Origin of the sequence: Rhizobium beringeri, from assembly GCF_004306515.1 — a bacterium.
Classification (GTDB): Bacteria; Pseudomonadota; Alphaproteobacteria; order Rhizobiales; family Rhizobiaceae; genus Rhizobium; species Rhizobium beringeri.
Map to the genome: position 1 here is coordinate 799373 of NZ_SILG01000001.1, position 15188 is coordinate 814560.

Here is a 15188-nt window from a genome sequence, read left to right on the forward strand (position 1 = left end):
GTCGAACCGGGGGCGGCCCGGCCGACCGGCGACGACGTGGTCACATGGGCGGGACCACGCCATTTTTCCCGACGAGCACCTGATGGGCGAGGGTGCCCGAGGCAGCCTTTTCGGCGGGGATGAAGACGACGGCGCCGGGAACGAGATCGTCATTGGTGGCCGGAGCGATGGTCACGACGGGCGTGCCGTCCGGAATGGCGATCTTCTTTTCCTTGCCGTGATAGGAGACGGTGACGGTGCGGCCGTCGACGCCCTTGACGGCATCGGCCACGGTCGCGTTGGTCATGCTGCTGTTGGGCTTGAGGTCCCAACCATAGCTGCCTTCACCGGCCCCTTTCATCGCCGGCGGGAAGATCAGCACCTCAAGCGCGCCGTCGCCGCCGCCTGCGCTCGGCAGCGATGCGATGCCGACGAAGTCGCCCGGCTTGATGTCGGTGACCGCAGCATTTGCAACGCTCGCCACTTTCCAGCCGTCGGCGAGGGTGACATCGACGGTCTCTCCTTCGCGGGTCTTCACCTTGAGAACCGAGCCGCCGTAGCTGACGATGCTGCCCCTGACATGGACCTGCTCGGGCTTCTGGTCTTCGGCATGGACCGGGGTCACGGGAAGTGCCGCCGACGCGATAACGGTGAGCCCCAGCACGAGGGCGGGGAGAATAGTCTTGATCATGTCGTTCTTCCTACTAGTTGGTAGTTTAATCGAACGTCGTTGTTGCCCCGGGCTTTATTCCGCCCGGAACTTTATCGAGCGGCGGTCGGAGAGAGCCGCTGCAAGGTGGGGGCCAGAATGGTGGCAAAGACCTCCGGGGTCCCGTAGGCCCGGGCTGAAAGCATGGCGCCATGGACGGAAGCCATGAAGGCTTCGGCCTCGACGCGCGGTTCGCTCGACAGTTTCAAACTCCCGTCCTGAGCGCCTCTCTCCATCACCGAAGTCAGCCATGTCGACGCAAAGCGGAAGAAAGCCTTGACCTCGGCCGCGACCTCCGGCGGCAACGCCGGCAGTTCGCTCGCCAGCAGGGCGCACACGCAAAAGGGCCGGCTGGCGTCCTCGATGCACTGGGCCCAGTGGCCCGCATAGGCTTGGAGAAGCGCCAGCGGATTCCGCACCTGCTGCTCCAGGCCCGCGATACCCGCCTCGGCATCTTCGCGATATCGCACGACAAGCGTGCGCACCAGATCGGTCTTGCTCGGAAAGTGGTGATGGATGCTGGCCTTGCGGATGCCGACGACGGCAGCGATATCGGCATAGCTGAAGCCGTTATAACCTCCGGTCATGATCAGCGCTCGGGCGGAGGCCAGGATTTCGTCGGAGGTCGTCAAAAGATTGCTCATGGGCTGTATCTACCTTCCAGTAGGAAGGCTGTCAAGCGCAAAGCAGATTTTCTACCGTCAGCGGTGGTGGAGACGGTGACAGGCTTCACCTTGACTCTGCGAAAAGGGATGGCCGCATCGGTTGTAGCGACCGGCCTTGACTCGCCTCGAACACCCAGAACATAATCAGAACATCTAATATGCGGGATGGAGTTCTCAATGTGCGGCCGCGTCTATATCAAGACATCGCTTGAGGAGCTGGTGCGCAATTTCGCCTTCGCAGAGCGAGGTGCGATCGATGCGCTCGGGAACCGATTTCCGCGCTATAACGGCGCGCCGACGCTGGATTATCCGATCATCATTCGCGACATGGTCCGCGAGCCTGATATCATGGGGCCGGTGTTCGCCTCGGCGCGCTGGGGCCTGATGCCGGCATGGATGAAGCCGGGTGGCCGGCCGCCGCCGATCAATGCGCGCTGCGAGGGCATTGCCACCAACGGCCTATTCCGCTCGGCCTACAGGTCGCGCCGGTGCCTGGTGCCGATCAACGGCTTCTTCGAGTGGAAGGATATCTTCGGCACCGGCAAGAACAAGCAGCCCTATGCGATCGCCATGGCTGACGGCTCGCCCTTTGCGCTCGCCGGCATCTGGGAGATTTGGCGCAGCCCGGAAGGCGTAGACGTCAGAAACTTCGCAATCGTGACCTGTGAGCCGAATGCGATGATGGCGCAGATCCATGACCGCATGCCGGTCGTCCTGCACCGCGAAGATTACGAGCGCTGGCTGTCGCCGGAGCCTGATCCGACCGACTTGATGAAGCCGTTTCCGGCGGAACTGATGACCATGTGGCCGATCGGCCGCAATGTGGGTTCGCCCAAGAATGACACGGCTGACATCATCGATCCGATCGACCCCGATCCGGAACCGACGCTGATCTGAATTCACCGGCTCGGGCGGGAGCCATCCATCAACCATGCGGTCAAAAGGATACCTCGCGAGAGGACAGGACGACGCATGCCAGAACAAATCACATGGAAGTCGTGGGAACATGTCAGCGGCCGGGAAATCAAATACAAATGGCGGCACGCCTGGAAAGAGAAACCCGGCGACGATTACGTCGCTTTTGACGGCGATACCCAGATCGGAAGGATATTCCGGTCACAGGCAGGCGGAGGGATCGATAATCGATGGTTCTGGATCGTGGCGACAGACGGCAGCCATCGATTGGATTGGCCATCGGCCGGATACGAGGACAGTGCCTATGTCGCCTCAAGGCGGCTCGAAATGATCTATGAGAGCATCAGGAGCGGGAAACGGAGGACGCACCCATGAGCATCGAAGGCCATTCGAGTGCGCCGGGCGCCAATGTGATCGTTGAGCATTATTGCGAACACCAGGATGCAGACGGTTCGCGCTGCAAGGAGTGGGGAGGCTGGGGAAACAGCCCATCCCCGGCCGTGCCGACGCGCTGGTGGTGTTGGGAACACTTCCCGCACAAGACATTTGAACAGGAACAGGCGCTGAGGCGAAAGCTGGCGGCCGGGGGTGGGAAAAGCATCCAATAAGAGCTGGCTGATTATCTCGTTGAAGCGGAAAGCAGAGCTTCTGCCCGTCAGCCGTCGGTCGAGACGGTGACGGATTTCCACGCTTCGATCTCCTGCTGGAGGCGAACGATCCTGTCCGACACGTGTTTGAGGGCGTCGCTGCCGAGCAGAAGCTGCGGTGGAGGATTATCGGATTCGATGAGATCTAGAACCGCGGCTGCCAGTTTGGCGGGATCGCCGCGCTGCTTGCCGCTGATGGCCTGTCGCGCCTCGCGGATCGGATCGAAAAGGGCATCATAATCGGCGATCGACCGTTCGGTGCGGACCATCGATCGTCCGGCCCAGTCCGTCCGGAAGGAGCCGGGGCAAAGGGTCGTCACATGCACTCCGAACGGGGCCATTTCCGCGCGCATCACTTCCGATATGCCCTGAAGCGCAAATTTGCTGCCGCAGTAATAGGCGATGCCGGGCATGGTGATGATGCCGCCCATCGAGGTGACGTTGACGATGAAGCCGCGGCGTCGCGCGCGAAACCTCGGCAGAAATGCTTTGGCAACGGCGACGGCGCCGAAGACGTTGACGTCGAACTGCCGCCGCATCTCGTCGATCGGCGACTCCTCGAGCACGCCCTCGTGGCCGTAACCGGCATTGTTGATCAGCACGTCGACGGGGCCATGCTCGTCTTCCACCTGCCGGACGACATCATCGATCCGGTCGAACGCGGTGACGTCGCAGACGACCGGTCGCAGGCCAGGCAGGGTTTTGGCGAGCGCTGTGCGCGACGCTTGCGAGCGCACGGTGCCGATCACCCTGTGGCCCGCCTGAAGAGCCGCAGACGCAATGGCGAGCCCGAAGCCGGAATTCGATCCGGTAATGAAAAAGGTCTTTCCTGACATCAGCAATATTCCTTGATCGAGGATAGGATTTGACAAATAGTATGAAGAAACCGGTGCTTCGATGGCGGATTCTCTGAATATGTTGCCAAATCCTATGAAGGGTGATCGCCGCCTCTCCGGGCGAGGGGAGATAGTCGCGCTGGCCGGACGTCTCGCCCCCCGTCACGGATACAATCCGACCGGGCTTAATTCCGTCCGCATCTTGCGCACCGAAGCCGTGCTCCACGACATCCCGGTGCTCTATAAGCCGGGCGCGGTTTTCGTCTTGCAGGGCAGCAAGCAGGGCATCCTCGAAGGCGAAGTCTTTCTCTATGATGAGGAGCATTATCTGGCGGTGTCGCTGCCCGTCCCATTCCGGATGACGTCGACGGCCAGCCCCGAGCGGCCATTGCTTGCGGTCTATGTCGAGTTCGATATGCAGATGGCAGCCGAGATCGCACTGCAGGTGGAAAAGCATGGCGACTTGCCAGGCGACGAGCCGAGAAGTCTCGTGTCGAGCAGGATGTCTGCTGATATCGAGGATGTCCTGCTGCGCCTGCTGACGGCGCTACGCAGCAGCGTTGAGACGGATGTGCTTGGTGCCGGCCTTCTGCGCGAGCTGCACTATCGGGTCCTGGTCGGTCCGCAAGGCGGCGCGATGATCGCCGCCCTCAAGCAGAAAGGCAGATCCGGAAAGATCATTCAGAGCCTGGCCTGGTTGCGGGAAAACTATGGCCTGGAGATCGCGGTCACCGATCTGGCGAGAGACGTGGGCATGAGCGTTCCGTCCTACCATGTCCATTTCAAGGGTCTGACCGGCAACAGTCCGATGCAATACGTCAAAGCGATGCGCCTTCACGAAGCAAGATTGATGATCGCCCGCCAGACGAGAACGATCGCCGAGGTCGCGGCTTCGGTCGGCTACGCAAGCCCGGCGCAGTTCAGCCGCGACTTCAAACGGCATTTCGGGCGCACGGCGTCGGAGGAGATCAAGTGGTTCCAGCGCCACCTTGGCGAACTGGGCGACGATCACGGCTAAAGCACGTCTCGCAAAAGTGTGCAGCGGTTTTGCGGCAAAGACATGCGGAAAAACAAAGACCTAAAGCGCGGCACGCGAATCTGAAAGATCGCGACGCGCTTTAGGCCGTTTGGTCGGCCGCCTGCGCAGCGCCGGTCGCGATTAGCTACATGCGCGGCGGTGAGCAGGCAGGCGGGATGTCGGCTTCGCCCATCGCGACGTGAGGGTCTCACGCGCCCGACGGTGCAACGGCCCGCAACGCGGTCCTGACGATCGCATCGCCGAACTCCGGCGAGACCGGGCGATGGCCGACCAGCAGCCGGAAGAAGACCGGTCCGTAGATCATGTCGAGCAGCGCCTCCATATCAAGCGGCGGAACGATCTCTCCCCGAGCCAGAGCCTCCTCCAGGATAACACGACCCGCGTTGCGGCTCGACAGGATCACCTGATTGCGGAAGGCCTTGGTGAATTCGCTTTCCGGGTCGGCGGCGGCAAGTGCCATAGTGATCTGTCGCCCGCGCGTGCTCGCAAAGGCAGTCACCAGTCCGCTCATCTGCGCGCCGAGAGCCGCCTGCGCCGTACCCCCTCCAACCTCCGCTTCCGGTAGCCGGTTGACCAGAAGAGCGGCCATCGCCAGTTCCTGCGCGTTGGCCCAGGAGCGGTAGATCGTCGGCTTGCCGACACCGGACCGCGCCGCCACGGCTTCAATCGTCATGCGGCCAAAACCTTCGGCCATCAGGATTTCATGGGCGGCCTCCAAGGCGCGCCTCTGCGCGGCCGCGCTTGGCGGCCGTCCTCGTTTCTTCTGTGTTGCGTTACTCTCTTGACTCATATCTTTACGATACGTAACGTTAATAAATAACCCAGTCAAGGAGGATCATCCATGCCGAGTTTTGCCCGAAAAGTGAGCGCCTACTTCATCGTCAAGGATGCGGCACGGGCCATCGACTTCTACAAGGAGGCTTTCGGCGCCACGGAAGTCTTCCGCATGACCGATCCTTCGGATGGGCGGATCGGCCATGCAGAGCTGCGTTTCGGAGAGACGCTGATGATGTTGGCAGACGAATATCCTGATTTCGGCGCCCTGTCCCCCGATGCCGTCGGAGGCTCGCCGGTGACCTTCCACATGGACACGGTGTCGACCGACGAAGCACTGGCGCAGGCGCTGTCGGCCGGGGCGACGATGTTGCGCCCGGCGACCGACCAGAGTTTTGGCGAGCGGGTGGCGCAGGTGCTTGATCCCTTCGGTCATCGCTGGATGTTGTCGCAAACCATTGAGCAGGTCACGCCTGAGGAGATGCAACGCCGCTGGAACGAGGACATGTCGGCTTGAGTGCCGCAGCGACGAGATGAGAGAAAATGACGGTTGTGGCGATACAGATCGCCGACTTGAATCTGATTTGCAGCCCTTGGAAACCCCTCCGATTCAAGACAAACTCATTCCGCTCTAGCTGGGGGGACTCTGATGGAAAACCACGAGCCGTTTTTACGCGAGGCGATTGCGCTCTCGAAATCCGCGATGGAACACGGCGACGAACCGTTTGGCTCGGTGCTGGTGAAGGACGGCGAAGTCATCCTGCGCGCCGAAAACAGCGTCTTCACCGGCCACGACATGACGAACCATGCCGAGATGAACCTGGTTAAACTGGCGGCGCAGCATTACGACACCGCTTTTCTCGCTGAATGCACGCTCTACACCAGCACGGAGCCGTGCGCGATGTGCTCCGGGGCGATTTACTGGTCGGGCATCGGGCGCATGGTGTTTGCCTGCTCCGAAACGCGGCTTGGCGAGATCGCCGGGATCGGGTTGAACGTGCCGAGCCGGGCGGTGTTGCAAACCGGCGCGCGCAACGTCACTGTGGTTGGCCCGACGAACCTCGAAGACGAAGCCGCCGAAGTCCATCAGCAATTCTGGCCGAAGCATCTGGGCAAGGTTTAGAGCGCCGTGCGTCCTTTGGGACGCACAAAGGACGCTCTAACACTTTCAATCCTCGCATCGGCTCACATCAATAGGTCCCGGGCCTAGAACAGGATGATTTTAGGCCGGGTCGGCCTAAAATCTGAATCCTGTTCTACATTATAGAGTGAGAGCATGATGTCGTCCGAAAACCGCTCACACTTTTCGGCATCATGCTCTAGCTGGTTATCCGCGGTGCGCTGACGATCTTCAGGAACAAGGCCTCCATGGCCTCTTCAATACCGTCGGTGGGGCTGACCGCGAAGTAGAAGCCGGGGGTCGCACATTCTTCCATTTTCGCGGCGATTTTGGTCTCGAAAGGCTTTACCCAGTCATTGTAGAAGTCGTTGTCGGGCAGGGGCAGATAGGTCGTATAAAGGACGGCGACTTTGATGCCGCGATCTTTGAGCTTCTGGCAATTGCTCGTGTCAATCGGTTCGATGCATCGTCCGCCGTTTACTCCTTTCGGGCTGGTGCAGCCGGCCGGCTTATAGCTATCCGCGACACCGTCGGCGACAAAAAATACGATCTTCTGGCGATCGGCATTGCTGGTGCCCATGCCGGCGTTGCCCTTGATTTCGGTGTCGATCCCTTTCAGCGCTTCGTCAAAGCTCGTCTGCTGGTCGTTGTAGTAGTTCTGAGATGGAATGCTCATAAGATTTATCATGTCGGTCGCGACTGCGACGGCGCCAAGATTATAGTCCAGGTCGGAGACCTTGAAGAGCTTCGCGGCCTTGGCGTCCTGGGCAGTCTTGCCGAACGTATAGGCAGCGACCCGGAATTGGCTTGCCATGGACTGCGTGTCCTTTGCCTTGGCCATCAAGGCTTTGACGGCAGCGGCGACCACGTCGATACGGATGGTCACACCATTATTGCGTGCGACATTGTAGTAGCTATTCTTATCCTCGACGCCCTTTTCAGAAACGATGTGGCATGCGAATGCGCAGTTTTTATCTTTGCCTTTATCGTGGCCGTTTGCTGTCGCTTTTTTCATGGCGGTGATGTCATCAGGGGTGGCCCCAACGCCCATCGATGGCGTGTTATCCAGCAGCATGAAGAAATCCATGTAGGACGGGGTCTCATACTGGGCGGTTGCCGTCCCGGAAACGGTGATCTGATGAAATCCCATCACCTGCATGAATGTCGTGGGCATCGTCGCGTTAAAGGATACGGTCGAGCTGAGAATACCGGCCTTTTTTTGAACGCTGATGTCGACGGTGACGGGCACGTCGCCCTGTTTTTTGGACGTCTGCGAAAAGAAGATCTTCTGGGCTTCGGATTTTCCAAGCGTCAGCGATCCATCACCGGACATCGTGTTTGCTTGCGTTGCCGCATCTGACTTAGGTGTAATGGATCCCACCGCTGCCGCGTCCGCAGCGGCATAGAGTTCGGTGCGAAGCGAGAGCGCGCTGCCAAAATCAATCGCTGTACCTGCAGCCCCGAGCAGGGGGACGACGAGCAGCGCCGTCATGATTCCGAAGTTGCCGGATCGGTCAAGAATGAAACGACGCAACATACAATGGCTGCCTTCCCGGGATCTGTGGTGGTGATTGTGTCACAATAAAATTGCTACAATGGCGATCACTAACAGCGGAACTTAAACCAAAAGCAAAAACGTATGGTTGTGTTCTAATTAAATCGCTGAAGACTTGCAGTGGCAATCATCACCGCCATCGAAGCCCACAAAGCATCCACCTGCATGTTCGTCATTGATAAACGAGCGCTCTTGGCGCGCGGGATTTCCGCGCTACCTCTGCACGCGGCAATGGAGGAAGACGATGAAAGTCCGTAAGTTCACGATTACCGACGTGGCGTTGGAGCGTTCCCCCGGGCAGGAGGCAGACATCTTCGTCGGCAATCTGGTCGACGAGCGGCAGGGAGGGCCGATCACCATCGGCTATGGACGCTACGCGCCCGGCCAGAGCCTCACCGAGACGATTGATGTCGACGACGTCATGATCGTTCTGGAAGGGCGGCTATCGGTCTCGACAGATTTGGGGACAGTCACGGCGGGGCCAGGTGAGATCGTCTACATGCCCAAGGGCGAAGCGGTGACCATCCGCTCTTACGAGGAGGGCGCGCTCACCGCCTATGTCACCTATCCCCATTGGCGGCCGGCGCACGCGTAGAGCGCCGTGCGTCCTTTCGGACGCACTAAGGACGCTCTAACACTTTCAATCCTCGCATCGTGCTTTCCGAAAATCGATTCCGATTTTCGGGCCGATGCTAAGCCGCGGTCTGCGGCTCAGCGCTTGTATTCGGGCTCGCTGCGATCAAGCGCGCGCTTCACGGACTCCAGATGGAGCCGGGCCGACTCCGGGTCTCCCTCGCGCATTTGTCGATACGCCGCTTCGGCGATCTCAGGCGCGACGGCAAGGACTTCGCGTCCTGTCGACAGGGCGAGCGTCTGCACTTCGCAGGCGCGCTCGAGGTAATAGAGGTCGTCCCAGGCCTCGGCGATATTGGGTGCGCAGACCATCACGCCGTGGTGCTTCATGAAGACGATGTCGGCATCGCCGATCGCTGCAGCGATCCGATCGCCCTCGCGCGCGTCGAGCGCCAGGCCGTTATAGTTGCGGTCGACGGCCGTGCGCCCATAGAATTTCAAGGCGGTCTGCCCGGCAAAGATGAGAGGATCGCCCTCCGTCATCGAAAGAGCGGTGGCATAAGGCATATGGGTGTGGAACGCCGCCTTGGCGCGCGGGACGTTCTTGTGAATCCTGGCGTGGATGTAAAAAGCGGTGGCCTCAGGCTGCCCGCTGCCCGACACGACGTTGCCGTGAAAGTCGCAGATCAACAGCATCGAGGCCGTCAGTTCGGCGAAAGCGTAGCCGTACGGGTTGACGATGAACAGGTCGTCATATCCAGGGACGACGGCCGAGAAGTGGTTGCAGATCCCTTCCTCCATGCCGAGCCTTGCCGCCATCCGGAAGCAGGCCGCAAGATCGACACGGGCCTGCCAGATGTCGTCCGTATCAAGTTTCGGCTGGTTGGGGCCGCCGGCCGGCGATGGGGCTGTATTGAGGGAGTGCGCCATGGGGTCGTTTCAAATTGGTGTCGAAGGAGAGGGTGGCTGCGTTCTGGATTACGCCCGGATCAGCCTCGCATCAAGCCGGCTGGAGACAAACATGGTTCGGTTCATCTGCATATTTTGGGTGAATACACTGCTCGGCGGCTGCGCCTTTCCGTAACTGCGAGCCATGAGTTATCGGGGCGGGCATGGATCCCGGGCTCAAGGCCATTGCTGTCCGGTTCGTGCCGATGGCTGCCCCTCACCCTAACCCTCTCCCCGTAAACGGGGAGAGGGGACATGCCAAACGCAGCGTGGAGGTTGAGGGAGCCGGTGCGGCATATCCCCTTCTCCCCGCATGCGGGGAGAAGGTGCCGGCAGGCGGATGAGGGGCCGGTGTCGGCAATCTCCCGAGCCGAGATGTCGCCTGGCATTGAACCTCCTGCTCGTGTCTCAAACGCCGTGAAACGTCTAAAGCCGAGCAGAATCAATGCCATGCACCTCGTCCGCATTTATTTACCGGATGGCCGTGGCTCAAGACCTCGGATGACGGAGGGTGGGGACGTGCTTTTGCATTTTACGCTCCGTTCTCTGGCGATTGCACTGCAAGGTAGTTCATAGGAACGAGGTGGCTATGCAGATCGGGGCCATCGGGTTGTCCCGGATCATAGAAGACGCAGTTATCGGCGTCATAGAGGATGAAGTGGTCTCCTTCGACATGGACGACCGCGACCCCGCAAACATCGTCCCAGCTCTCTGCCTTGCGCAATCCGCCCGTCTGCCAGCCCAACGCGGTCAGGACGCCGCGCAGTTCTTTCCACGTTGTGTAATGATTGGTCTGAACGCCCCAATCGATCATGCCGGCAATCTGGTCGTAGGGTTTGCCCGTCACCATCTGCAAGACGAAAACGCCGCAGCCATCATCCCTTGGACATTGCGTAACAAATTTGAAACGGACCTTATCGGCTGCGGGTTGTGTCAATGTTCAGTTCCTGCGGTTACGTGTCAGACGGCGCGCCGTACTCCTTGGAGAAGGACGCTCGCGCCCAGAGCCCCACAGTCGAGAAACCCTTAGCTTAGCAGCCAGTCGAGTTCCCGATCGACAGCAGATGAGCCATTGCATCGGTAATAGCGTGGTTGTCGTAGGGTTTCGAGAAGAACCGGCTTCCCGTGGGGAGATTGCTCTCTTCTAGGATTGCTTCGCCGGAGGCAACAATCAACCTGACTGGCGGCCACCGGTCCCTGATGTAATGCGATAGTTTGATGCCATCCATCGTGCCAGGCATCTGAACATCGGTGAAAACCAGGTCGATGTCGTTTCGCGACTCAAGGATGCGAATTGCCTCGTCTGCATCACACGCCTCAAGCGCTTCGTAGCCCGCAGAGAATACCAGATCGACGGCACTCATCCGAATGATCGTGCTGTCTTCGACAACCAGGACGACCGCTTTGCCATATCTCATCGCTCACTCGGTCAATTTGGAGTGTGAACCTCGCGGGCTCCGATAGTGTAGCGCTTGGGAAGCCAATCGGTTCCTATGCGGCCGTAGAAATGTCGGTTCGCAAACCGGCGCTTTCCCAGTGGCGGATTGTGACGGCGGTGCCGGGACCCGCATCGCTCAACTGAATGTCGCCATTCAGGCTCTTTGCCAGCGCCTCCACTATGCCGGTCCCCAGTCCCGCCTTTAGTGCATCGCGACCCGCAGGCATGCCGATGCCGTTGTCGGTAACGGAGAGAGTCCAGACCTTGCCGGATGAGTGATAGTCGATGACGATTGCGCCCGGTCGTTCATCGGGAAAGGCGTGCTTGAGGGCGTTGATCACAAGCTCGGTCACGACAAGCCCCAAGCGAACGGAAACGTCCGCTGCCACGGCGCTATCGTCGACCGCCACCTGAATCGAAAGCCTGTCTGGGTCAGCGATCATCGACGCGCCGAGGCTTTGGCAAAGCTGAGTGAAATAGTGACGGAGTTCAACCTTGCCGCTGTTGGACATGGAGAGTTGGCGTTGCAGGGCCGCAATCGACATGACCCGGTGATGGGCGTTGTGGAGATGCCCGCGCGCTTCCTCCGACTGGACCCGCCGGGCGCTCTGCATGAGAACGCTGGCAATGATCTGGAGGCTGTTGGCGACCCTGTGCTGGACCTCCTGCAGCAGGATGGCATTATCGCGAACGAGATCATCTTTCAGCCGAGCCTCGGCGCGCACATCGGTCACGTCGGTGATGGCCAGAAGCAGGCGAATATGGTCGATGTCGCCGTCATCGAGCGTCCGTGCATTGACGACCAAATGCCGTGTTTTCTCGTTTGGCCGTTGAAAGTCGATTTCGTAGGCCTCGATGGTCGCACTTCCCAAGGCGGTGGCCTTCAGCAGCGACGCAAGCCGGGGCAGCGCCCATTCGCCGTTTCCAATTTCGCTGAGGCTTTGGCCGCAAATCGTCTTGGGGTCGATGTCGAAGGCCCGGCAGAAGGATGCGCTCGCTGCGATGACCTTCTGGTCGTCGGACAGGAAAAGCAGCGGTTCATTGGACGATACCACCACGGCAAGAGTGCTCGCCGCTTCGAAATGCACTGTGGGAATCTTTTGCATGGAGAGGCCCTCATGGGCCGGAGACTCGCGGAGCAAGTCATCACTCGGCAACAATGCCAACCGGCCGGAAGGCTCAGCTGGACTAAAGAGACTATAACACGCGTGACGCGTAATACTTTCATACTAAATATCGCGGGCTGCCATACCGTGCGATGGGCCGATTGCTGCGAGCGTCAGAATATCTGTGGCGAGCGCAGGACGAGAAAATCGATGAAGGTGCGGACTTTGGCGGAAAGGTATTTCCGGCTCGGGTAGACGGCATGAAGCGTGTTGCTGATGCCGAGCGTCCCGGCAAGCACCACCTCCAGCCGGCCTGCTTTCAAATCCTCCTCCACCAGCCATTCCGGCAGGAAGACCAGGCCCATTCCCCGCAAAGCCGCCAGGTGCAGCAGCGTCTCGTTGGCACTCAGCAGCACATTGCGGAAGGTGACCTTATGCCGGTCGTTTTGGCGGCCCAACAGCAGGCTTTCGCTGATATTAATGCCATTGTAGCGAAGCAGCGCATGGCCGTTCAGCTCGGCGATGCTCTGGGGTCGCCCGGCGCGCTTGAGATAATCCGGCGATGCCATCAGGCGGAATTCTATCTTCGCCAATGGGCGGGCAACCAGACCCGGATCGAGCCGCTCGGACGACATTGCCCGCAGCGCAAGGTCAAAGCCTTCCTCGACCAGATTGGCGATCCGGCCGCTCAGATCCATATCCAGGCTGACGTCAGGATAACGCTGGTTGTATTCGGCCAGAATATCGACAAAGCCTGAACTGGCCGCCCACACCGGAGCACTGAATTTAAGCGTCCCGCGCGGCGCGACCGTGACATTGCCGATCGACGCTTCCAGCTCGTCGAGGCCTTCGAGCATCTGCCTGGTCTGGTTGAAATAAAGCGCGCCGGCTTCGGTAAGCGTGACACTCCGGCTGGTCCGGTTCAAGAGCCGGCTTCCCAGGCGCGTCTCCAGATGCATCACATGTTTGCTCACCATCGCCGGCGACAGATTCAAACGGCCCGCTGCCGCGGTGAAGCTCTTGAGCTCCGCGACCAAGCAAAACACCCGCAGGCTCAACATCGTATCCATGATCATCAACCTAGAGGAAATGATGCATGTTGGCAAAGCCGATTGATCAATCCAGGGAAAACCAAGACAGTCGCTGACAAGAGCGGCGGACTGAGGCGATCGACCCGCCGGACGTTCAGCCGCAGCGGCGGTGCCGAAAAGGAATGGCGACGTGACGAAATCAAGACTGCCCACCTATTTCCTCAGCCATGGCGGCGGCCCCTGGCCCTATATGACCGGCGGTTTTCGCAGCAATTTCGACAAGCTCGAGCAGTCCCTGATCGAGATGCGGGCCGAACTTCAAGATCTGCCCAAGGCGGTGCTGGTCGTTTCGGGCCACTGGGAGGAGAGGGGCTTTGCCGTCTCTTCGGGCAGCAACCCGGGAATGGTCTACGACTATAGCGGCTTCCCCGACTATCTCTATCAGATCAAATATGGCGCGCCGGGCTCCCCCGAACTGGCGCGTCACGTGCAGGATCTGCTGCATTCCGCCGGCATCGACGCCAGGCCCGACCCCACCCGCGGCTTCGATCACGGCACGTTCAGCCTGATGAAGCCGCTCTATCCCGACGAAGACATCCCGGTGGTCCAGCTGTCGATGGATGCCGGCTACGATCCGGCGCTGCATCTCAAGGTCGGCCGGGCGCTCGCGCCGCTGCGCGACGAAGGCGTGCTGATCATCGGCAGCGGCCTCAGCTACCACAACCTGTCGGCCATACAGGGCACGGCCGGACACGTGCCGTCCCGTCATTTTGACGCCTGGCTGCAGGAGACGCTGATCCGGTCGCCGTTCGACAAGCGCAGCGAGCGGCTTGTCGAATGGGAGAAGGCGCCGGCCGCCCGCGCGGCGCATCCGCGTGAGGACCACCTGATCCCCTTGATGGTGGCGGTGGGTGCAGCCGAGGACGAACCGGGCGCCGTCACCTATCACCAGAAAGACTTCGCCGGCGGCCTGACCGCATCGAGCTTCCGCTTCGGCGATATTCCCTCAGCCTCTTAGTCAAAGGAGATGCGCCATGACCAGCGCAACGTTCAAACCGATCGTCTATCTCAAGGAAAACTGCCCCTTCTGCCTCAAGGTTCGCCTGTTCCTTCTGGAATCGGGACTGGCCTCGGACGTTGAAACCCGCGACTTCGTTCCCGACAGCGAGCACGAAAAGAAGATCCGCGCCGAGCTTCAGCCGCATCTCGACAAGGTGAGCTTTCCCTCTGCGCAGCTTGAGCCCGGCCGATACGTCACGGAATCCGACGACATCGTTGCGTTCTTGGCAGCCAAGGCAGGCCGCGATCCGGCCGGCATGACGGTCTACCGGAACTATGTCGACGGCGTCTTCGCCATGTCGATGAAGCTCTGGAAAGAAAACCAGGAACTGAAGAAGGCGGCATCCGCCGCCTGATCTCTCCCACAACCCACATTGGAAAGTCTCGATGACCGATACCAGCAAATGGACGCCATACGTCCTCGCAATCCTGCGCATCATCACCGCGCTTCTCTTCCTCGAACACGCGACCATGAAATTCCTGCAGTTTCCGGGTCCGATTCAGGGCGTGCCCTATCCGCTTCCGACGATCATGATCATCGCCGGCGCCATCGAGGTGATCACCTCGGCTCTGATGCTCGTCGGATTTCAAACGCGCATCGCCGCTTTCATCGCCTCGGGCGAAATGGCGGCCGCCTACTTCATGGGCCACATGCCCTATGGCTTCTGGCCGGCGGTGAACATGGGCGAAGTCGCCATCCTGTTCTGCTTCATCTTCCTCTACATCGCCTTTGCCGGTGGTGGCGCATGGACGCTCGACACCGCGCGTCGTCCGGCCACGGCTTAAACGGCGGG

At 60.1% G+C, this 15188-nt stretch carries 21 protein-coding genes; 11 read left to right on the forward strand and 10 right to left on the reverse strand.

All coding sequences use genetic code 11. The features are described 5' to 3' along the window. Positions 1-40: 40 nt before the first annotated feature. Positions 41-670 carry a hypothetical protein gene (locus ELH03_RS04150; RefSeq protein WP_128403223.1) on the reverse strand — a complete coding sequence of 210 codons (630 nt, stop codon included), beginning with the start codon at positions 668-670 and terminating at the stop codon, positions 41-43. Between the two features lie 71 nt (positions 671-741). Next, the gene (locus tag ELH03_RS04155) at positions 742-1332 is read right to left on the reverse strand and encodes a TetR/AcrR family transcriptional regulator (RefSeq protein WP_128403224.1); all 591 of its coding nucleotides are present in this window, start codon (positions 1330-1332) and stop codon (positions 742-744) included. 198 nt (positions 1333-1530) lie between these two features. Between ELH03_RS04155 and ELH03_RS04160 the strand changes: the two genes are divergently transcribed. From ELH03_RS04160 to ELH03_RS04170, 3 genes are all read left to right on the forward strand, one after another. Then, positions 1531-2250, forward strand: a complete 720-nt coding sequence (locus tag ELH03_RS04160) for an SOS response-associated peptidase (RefSeq protein ID WP_128411576.1) — start codon at positions 1531-1533, stop codon at positions 2248-2250. Positions 2251-2325: 75 nt separating this feature from the next. Beyond that, positions 2326-2643: a hypothetical protein gene (locus tag ELH03_RS37850; protein ID WP_128403226.1), complete on the forward strand. Its 318-nt coding sequence runs from the start codon at positions 2326-2328 to the stop codon at positions 2641-2643. Continuing rightward, entirely contained in the window at positions 2640-2876 is a 237-nt protein-coding gene (locus tag ELH03_RS04170) for a hypothetical protein (RefSeq protein ID WP_130658534.1), read from the forward strand. The genes ELH03_RS37850 and ELH03_RS04170 overlap by 4 nt, the downstream gene beginning before the upstream one ends. A gap of 47 nt (positions 2877-2923) precedes the next feature. Here ELH03_RS04170 and ELH03_RS04175 read toward each other — a convergent pair whose 3' ends face one another. Further along, a complete protein-coding gene (locus tag ELH03_RS04175) occupies positions 2924-3751 on the reverse strand; it encodes an oxidoreductase (protein ID WP_130658535.1) in 828 nt (275 codons plus the stop codon). Between the two features lie 79 nt (positions 3752-3830). Between ELH03_RS04175 and ELH03_RS04180 the strand changes: the two genes are divergently transcribed. Beyond that, the gene (locus ELH03_RS04180) at positions 3831-4769 is read left to right on the forward strand and encodes an AraC family transcriptional regulator (RefSeq protein WP_130658536.1); all 939 of its coding nucleotides are present in this window, start codon (positions 3831-3833) and stop codon (positions 4767-4769) included. A gap of 208 nt (positions 4770-4977) precedes the next feature. Here the strand turns inward: ELH03_RS04180 and ELH03_RS04185 are convergent, their stop codons facing one another. Further along, positions 4978-5580, reverse strand: a complete 603-nt coding sequence (locus ELH03_RS04185) for a TetR/AcrR family transcriptional regulator (protein WP_029874412.1) — start codon at positions 5578-5580, stop codon at positions 4978-4980. Between the two features lie 51 nt (positions 5581-5631). Here ELH03_RS04185 and ELH03_RS04190 point away from each other — a divergent pair, with 51 nt between their 5' ends. Together ELH03_RS04190 and ELH03_RS04195 are read left to right on the forward strand one after the other, a co-directional pair. Further along, the gene (locus ELH03_RS04190; protein ID WP_018068872.1) at positions 5632-6081 is read left to right on the forward strand and encodes a VOC family protein; all 450 of its coding nucleotides are present in this window, start codon (positions 5632-5634) and stop codon (positions 6079-6081) included. A gap of 132 nt (positions 6082-6213) precedes the next feature. After that, positions 6214-6687: a nucleoside deaminase gene (locus tag ELH03_RS04195; protein WP_128411579.1), complete on the forward strand. Its 474-nt coding sequence runs from the start codon at positions 6214-6216 to the stop codon at positions 6685-6687. 196 nt (positions 6688-6883) lie between these two features. Here the strand turns inward: ELH03_RS04195 and ELH03_RS04200 are convergent, their stop codons facing one another. After that, on the reverse strand, positions 6884-8221 hold the full coding sequence (locus tag ELH03_RS04200) for a TadE/TadG family type IV pilus assembly protein (protein ID WP_130658537.1): 1338 nt from the start codon (positions 8219-8221) through the stop codon (positions 6884-6886). Positions 8222-8359: 138 nt separating this feature from the next. On the opposite strand from ELH03_RS04200, the gene ELH03_RS37235 reads away from it, so the two are divergent. Together ELH03_RS37235 and ELH03_RS04205 are read left to right on the forward strand one after the other, a co-directional pair. Next, a complete protein-coding gene (locus ELH03_RS37235; protein ID WP_165420516.1) occupies positions 8360-8497 on the forward strand; it encodes a hypothetical protein in 138 nt (45 codons plus the stop codon). Continuing rightward, a complete protein-coding gene (locus ELH03_RS04205; protein ID WP_128411581.1) occupies positions 8484-8834 on the forward strand; it encodes a EutQ-related cupin domain-containing protein in 351 nt (116 codons plus the stop codon). The genes ELH03_RS37235 and ELH03_RS04205 overlap by 14 nt, the downstream gene beginning before the upstream one ends. A 116-nt stretch (positions 8835-8950) precedes the next feature. Here ELH03_RS04205 and ELH03_RS04210 read toward each other — a convergent pair whose 3' ends face one another. From ELH03_RS04210 to ELH03_RS04235, 5 genes are all read right to left on the reverse strand, one after another. Continuing rightward, positions 8951-9742: an aldolase gene (locus ELH03_RS04210; protein WP_105005312.1), complete on the reverse strand. Its 792-nt coding sequence runs from the start codon at positions 9740-9742 to the stop codon at positions 8951-8953. A 550-nt stretch (positions 9743-10292) separates the two neighbouring features. Then, the gene (locus ELH03_RS04220; protein WP_130766708.1) at positions 10293-10610 is read right to left on the reverse strand and encodes a hypothetical protein; all 318 of its coding nucleotides are present in this window, start codon (positions 10608-10610) and stop codon (positions 10293-10295) included. A 181-nt stretch (positions 10611-10791) separates the two neighbouring features. Further along, the gene (locus tag ELH03_RS04225) at positions 10792-11178 is read right to left on the reverse strand and encodes a response regulator (protein ID WP_128411583.1); all 387 of its coding nucleotides are present in this window, start codon (positions 11176-11178) and stop codon (positions 10792-10794) included. A gap of 73 nt (positions 11179-11251) precedes the next feature. Next, positions 11252-12304 carry a sensor histidine kinase gene (locus ELH03_RS04230; protein WP_130766074.1) on the reverse strand — a complete coding sequence of 351 codons (1053 nt, stop codon included), beginning with the start codon at positions 12302-12304 and terminating at the stop codon, positions 11252-11254. Between the two features lie 173 nt (positions 12305-12477). Continuing rightward, positions 12478-13374, reverse strand: a complete 897-nt coding sequence (locus tag ELH03_RS04235) for a LysR family transcriptional regulator (RefSeq protein ID WP_197729745.1) — start codon at positions 13372-13374, stop codon at positions 12478-12480. A gap of 151 nt (positions 13375-13525) precedes the next feature. Here ELH03_RS04235 and ELH03_RS04240 point away from each other — a divergent pair, with 151 nt between their 5' ends. From ELH03_RS04240 to ELH03_RS04250, 3 genes are read left to right on the forward strand one after another with little or no spacing between them, the layout of a single operon-like run. Then, the gene (locus tag ELH03_RS04240; protein ID WP_130766075.1) at positions 13526-14353 is read left to right on the forward strand and encodes a DODA-type extradiol aromatic ring-opening family dioxygenase; all 828 of its coding nucleotides are present in this window, start codon (positions 13526-13528) and stop codon (positions 14351-14353) included. 16 nt (positions 14354-14369) lie between these two features. Further along, on the forward strand, positions 14370-14750 hold the full coding sequence (locus tag ELH03_RS04245) for a glutathione S-transferase N-terminal domain-containing protein (protein WP_128411587.1): 381 nt from the start codon (positions 14370-14372) through the stop codon (positions 14748-14750). Positions 14751-14781: 31 nt separating this feature from the next. Then, positions 14782-15180: a DoxX family protein gene (locus tag ELH03_RS04250; protein WP_130766076.1), complete on the forward strand. Its 399-nt coding sequence runs from the start codon at positions 14782-14784 to the stop codon at positions 15178-15180. Positions 15181-15188 lie beyond the last annotated feature (8 nt).

What these genes read in the sequence shown, in the direction of transcription:
- ELH03_RS04170 (WP_130658534.1), top strand. Translation starts at nt 2,640, where the DNA reads ATGAGCATCGAAGGCCATTCGAGTGCGCCGGGCGCCAATGTGATCGTT.
- ELH03_RS04185 (WP_029874412.1), bottom strand. Translation starts at nt 5,580, where the DNA reads ATGAGTCAAGAGAGTAACGCAACACAGAAGAAACGAGGACGGCCGCCA.
- ELH03_RS04205 (WP_128411581.1), top strand. Translation starts at nt 8,484, where the DNA reads ATGAAAGTCCGTAAGTTCACGATTACCGACGTGGCGTTGGAGCGTTCC.
- ELH03_RS04175 (WP_130658535.1), bottom strand. Translation starts at nt 3,751, where the DNA reads ATGTCAGGAAAGACCTTTTTCATTACCGGATCGAATTCCGGCTTCGGG.
- ELH03_RS04190 (WP_018068872.1), top strand. Translation starts at nt 5,632, where the DNA reads ATGCCGAGTTTTGCCCGAAAAGTGAGCGCCTACTTCATCGTCAAGGAT.
- ELH03_RS04155 (WP_128403224.1), bottom strand. Translation starts at nt 1,332, where the DNA reads ATGAGCAATCTTTTGACGACCTCCGACGAAATCCTGGCCTCCGCCCGA.
- ELH03_RS04210 (WP_105005312.1), bottom strand. Translation starts at nt 9,742, where the DNA reads ATGGCGCACTCCCTCAATACAGCCCCATCGCCGGCCGGCGGCCCCAAC.
- ELH03_RS04220 (WP_130766708.1), bottom strand. Translation starts at nt 10,610, where the DNA reads ATGGTGACGGGCAAACCCTACGACCAGATTGCCGGCATGATCGATTGG.
- ELH03_RS04180 (WP_130658536.1), top strand. Translation starts at nt 3,831, where the DNA reads ATGTTGCCAAATCCTATGAAGGGTGATCGCCGCCTCTCCGGGCGAGGG.
- ELH03_RS04245 (WP_128411587.1), top strand. Translation starts at nt 14,370, where the DNA reads ATGACCAGCGCAACGTTCAAACCGATCGTCTATCTCAAGGAAAACTGC.
- ELH03_RS04195 (WP_128411579.1), top strand. Translation starts at nt 6,214, where the DNA reads ATGGAAAACCACGAGCCGTTTTTACGCGAGGCGATTGCGCTCTCGAAA.
- ELH03_RS04250 (WP_130766076.1), top strand. Translation starts at nt 14,782, where the DNA reads ATGACCGATACCAGCAAATGGACGCCATACGTCCTCGCAATCCTGCGC.
- ELH03_RS04230 (WP_130766074.1), bottom strand. Translation starts at nt 12,304, where the DNA reads ATGCAAAAGATTCCCACAGTGCATTTCGAAGCGGCGAGCACTCTTGCC.
- ELH03_RS04200 (WP_130658537.1), bottom strand. Translation starts at nt 8,221, where the DNA reads ATGTTGCGTCGTTTCATTCTTGACCGATCCGGCAACTTCGGAATCATG.
- ELH03_RS04160 (WP_128411576.1), top strand. Translation starts at nt 1,531, where the DNA reads ATGTGCGGCCGCGTCTATATCAAGACATCGCTTGAGGAGCTGGTGCGC.
- ELH03_RS37850 (WP_128403226.1), top strand. Translation starts at nt 2,326, where the DNA reads ATGCCAGAACAAATCACATGGAAGTCGTGGGAACATGTCAGCGGCCGG.
- ELH03_RS04225 (WP_128411583.1), bottom strand. Translation starts at nt 11,178, where the DNA reads ATGAGATATGGCAAAGCGGTCGTCCTGGTTGTCGAAGACAGCACGATC.
- ELH03_RS04235 (WP_197729745.1), bottom strand. Translation starts at nt 13,374, where the DNA reads ATGGATACGATGTTGAGCCTGCGGGTGTTTTGCTTGGTCGCGGAGCTC.
- ELH03_RS04150 (WP_128403223.1), bottom strand. Translation starts at nt 670, where the DNA reads ATGATCAAGACTATTCTCCCCGCCCTCGTGCTGGGGCTCACCGTTATC.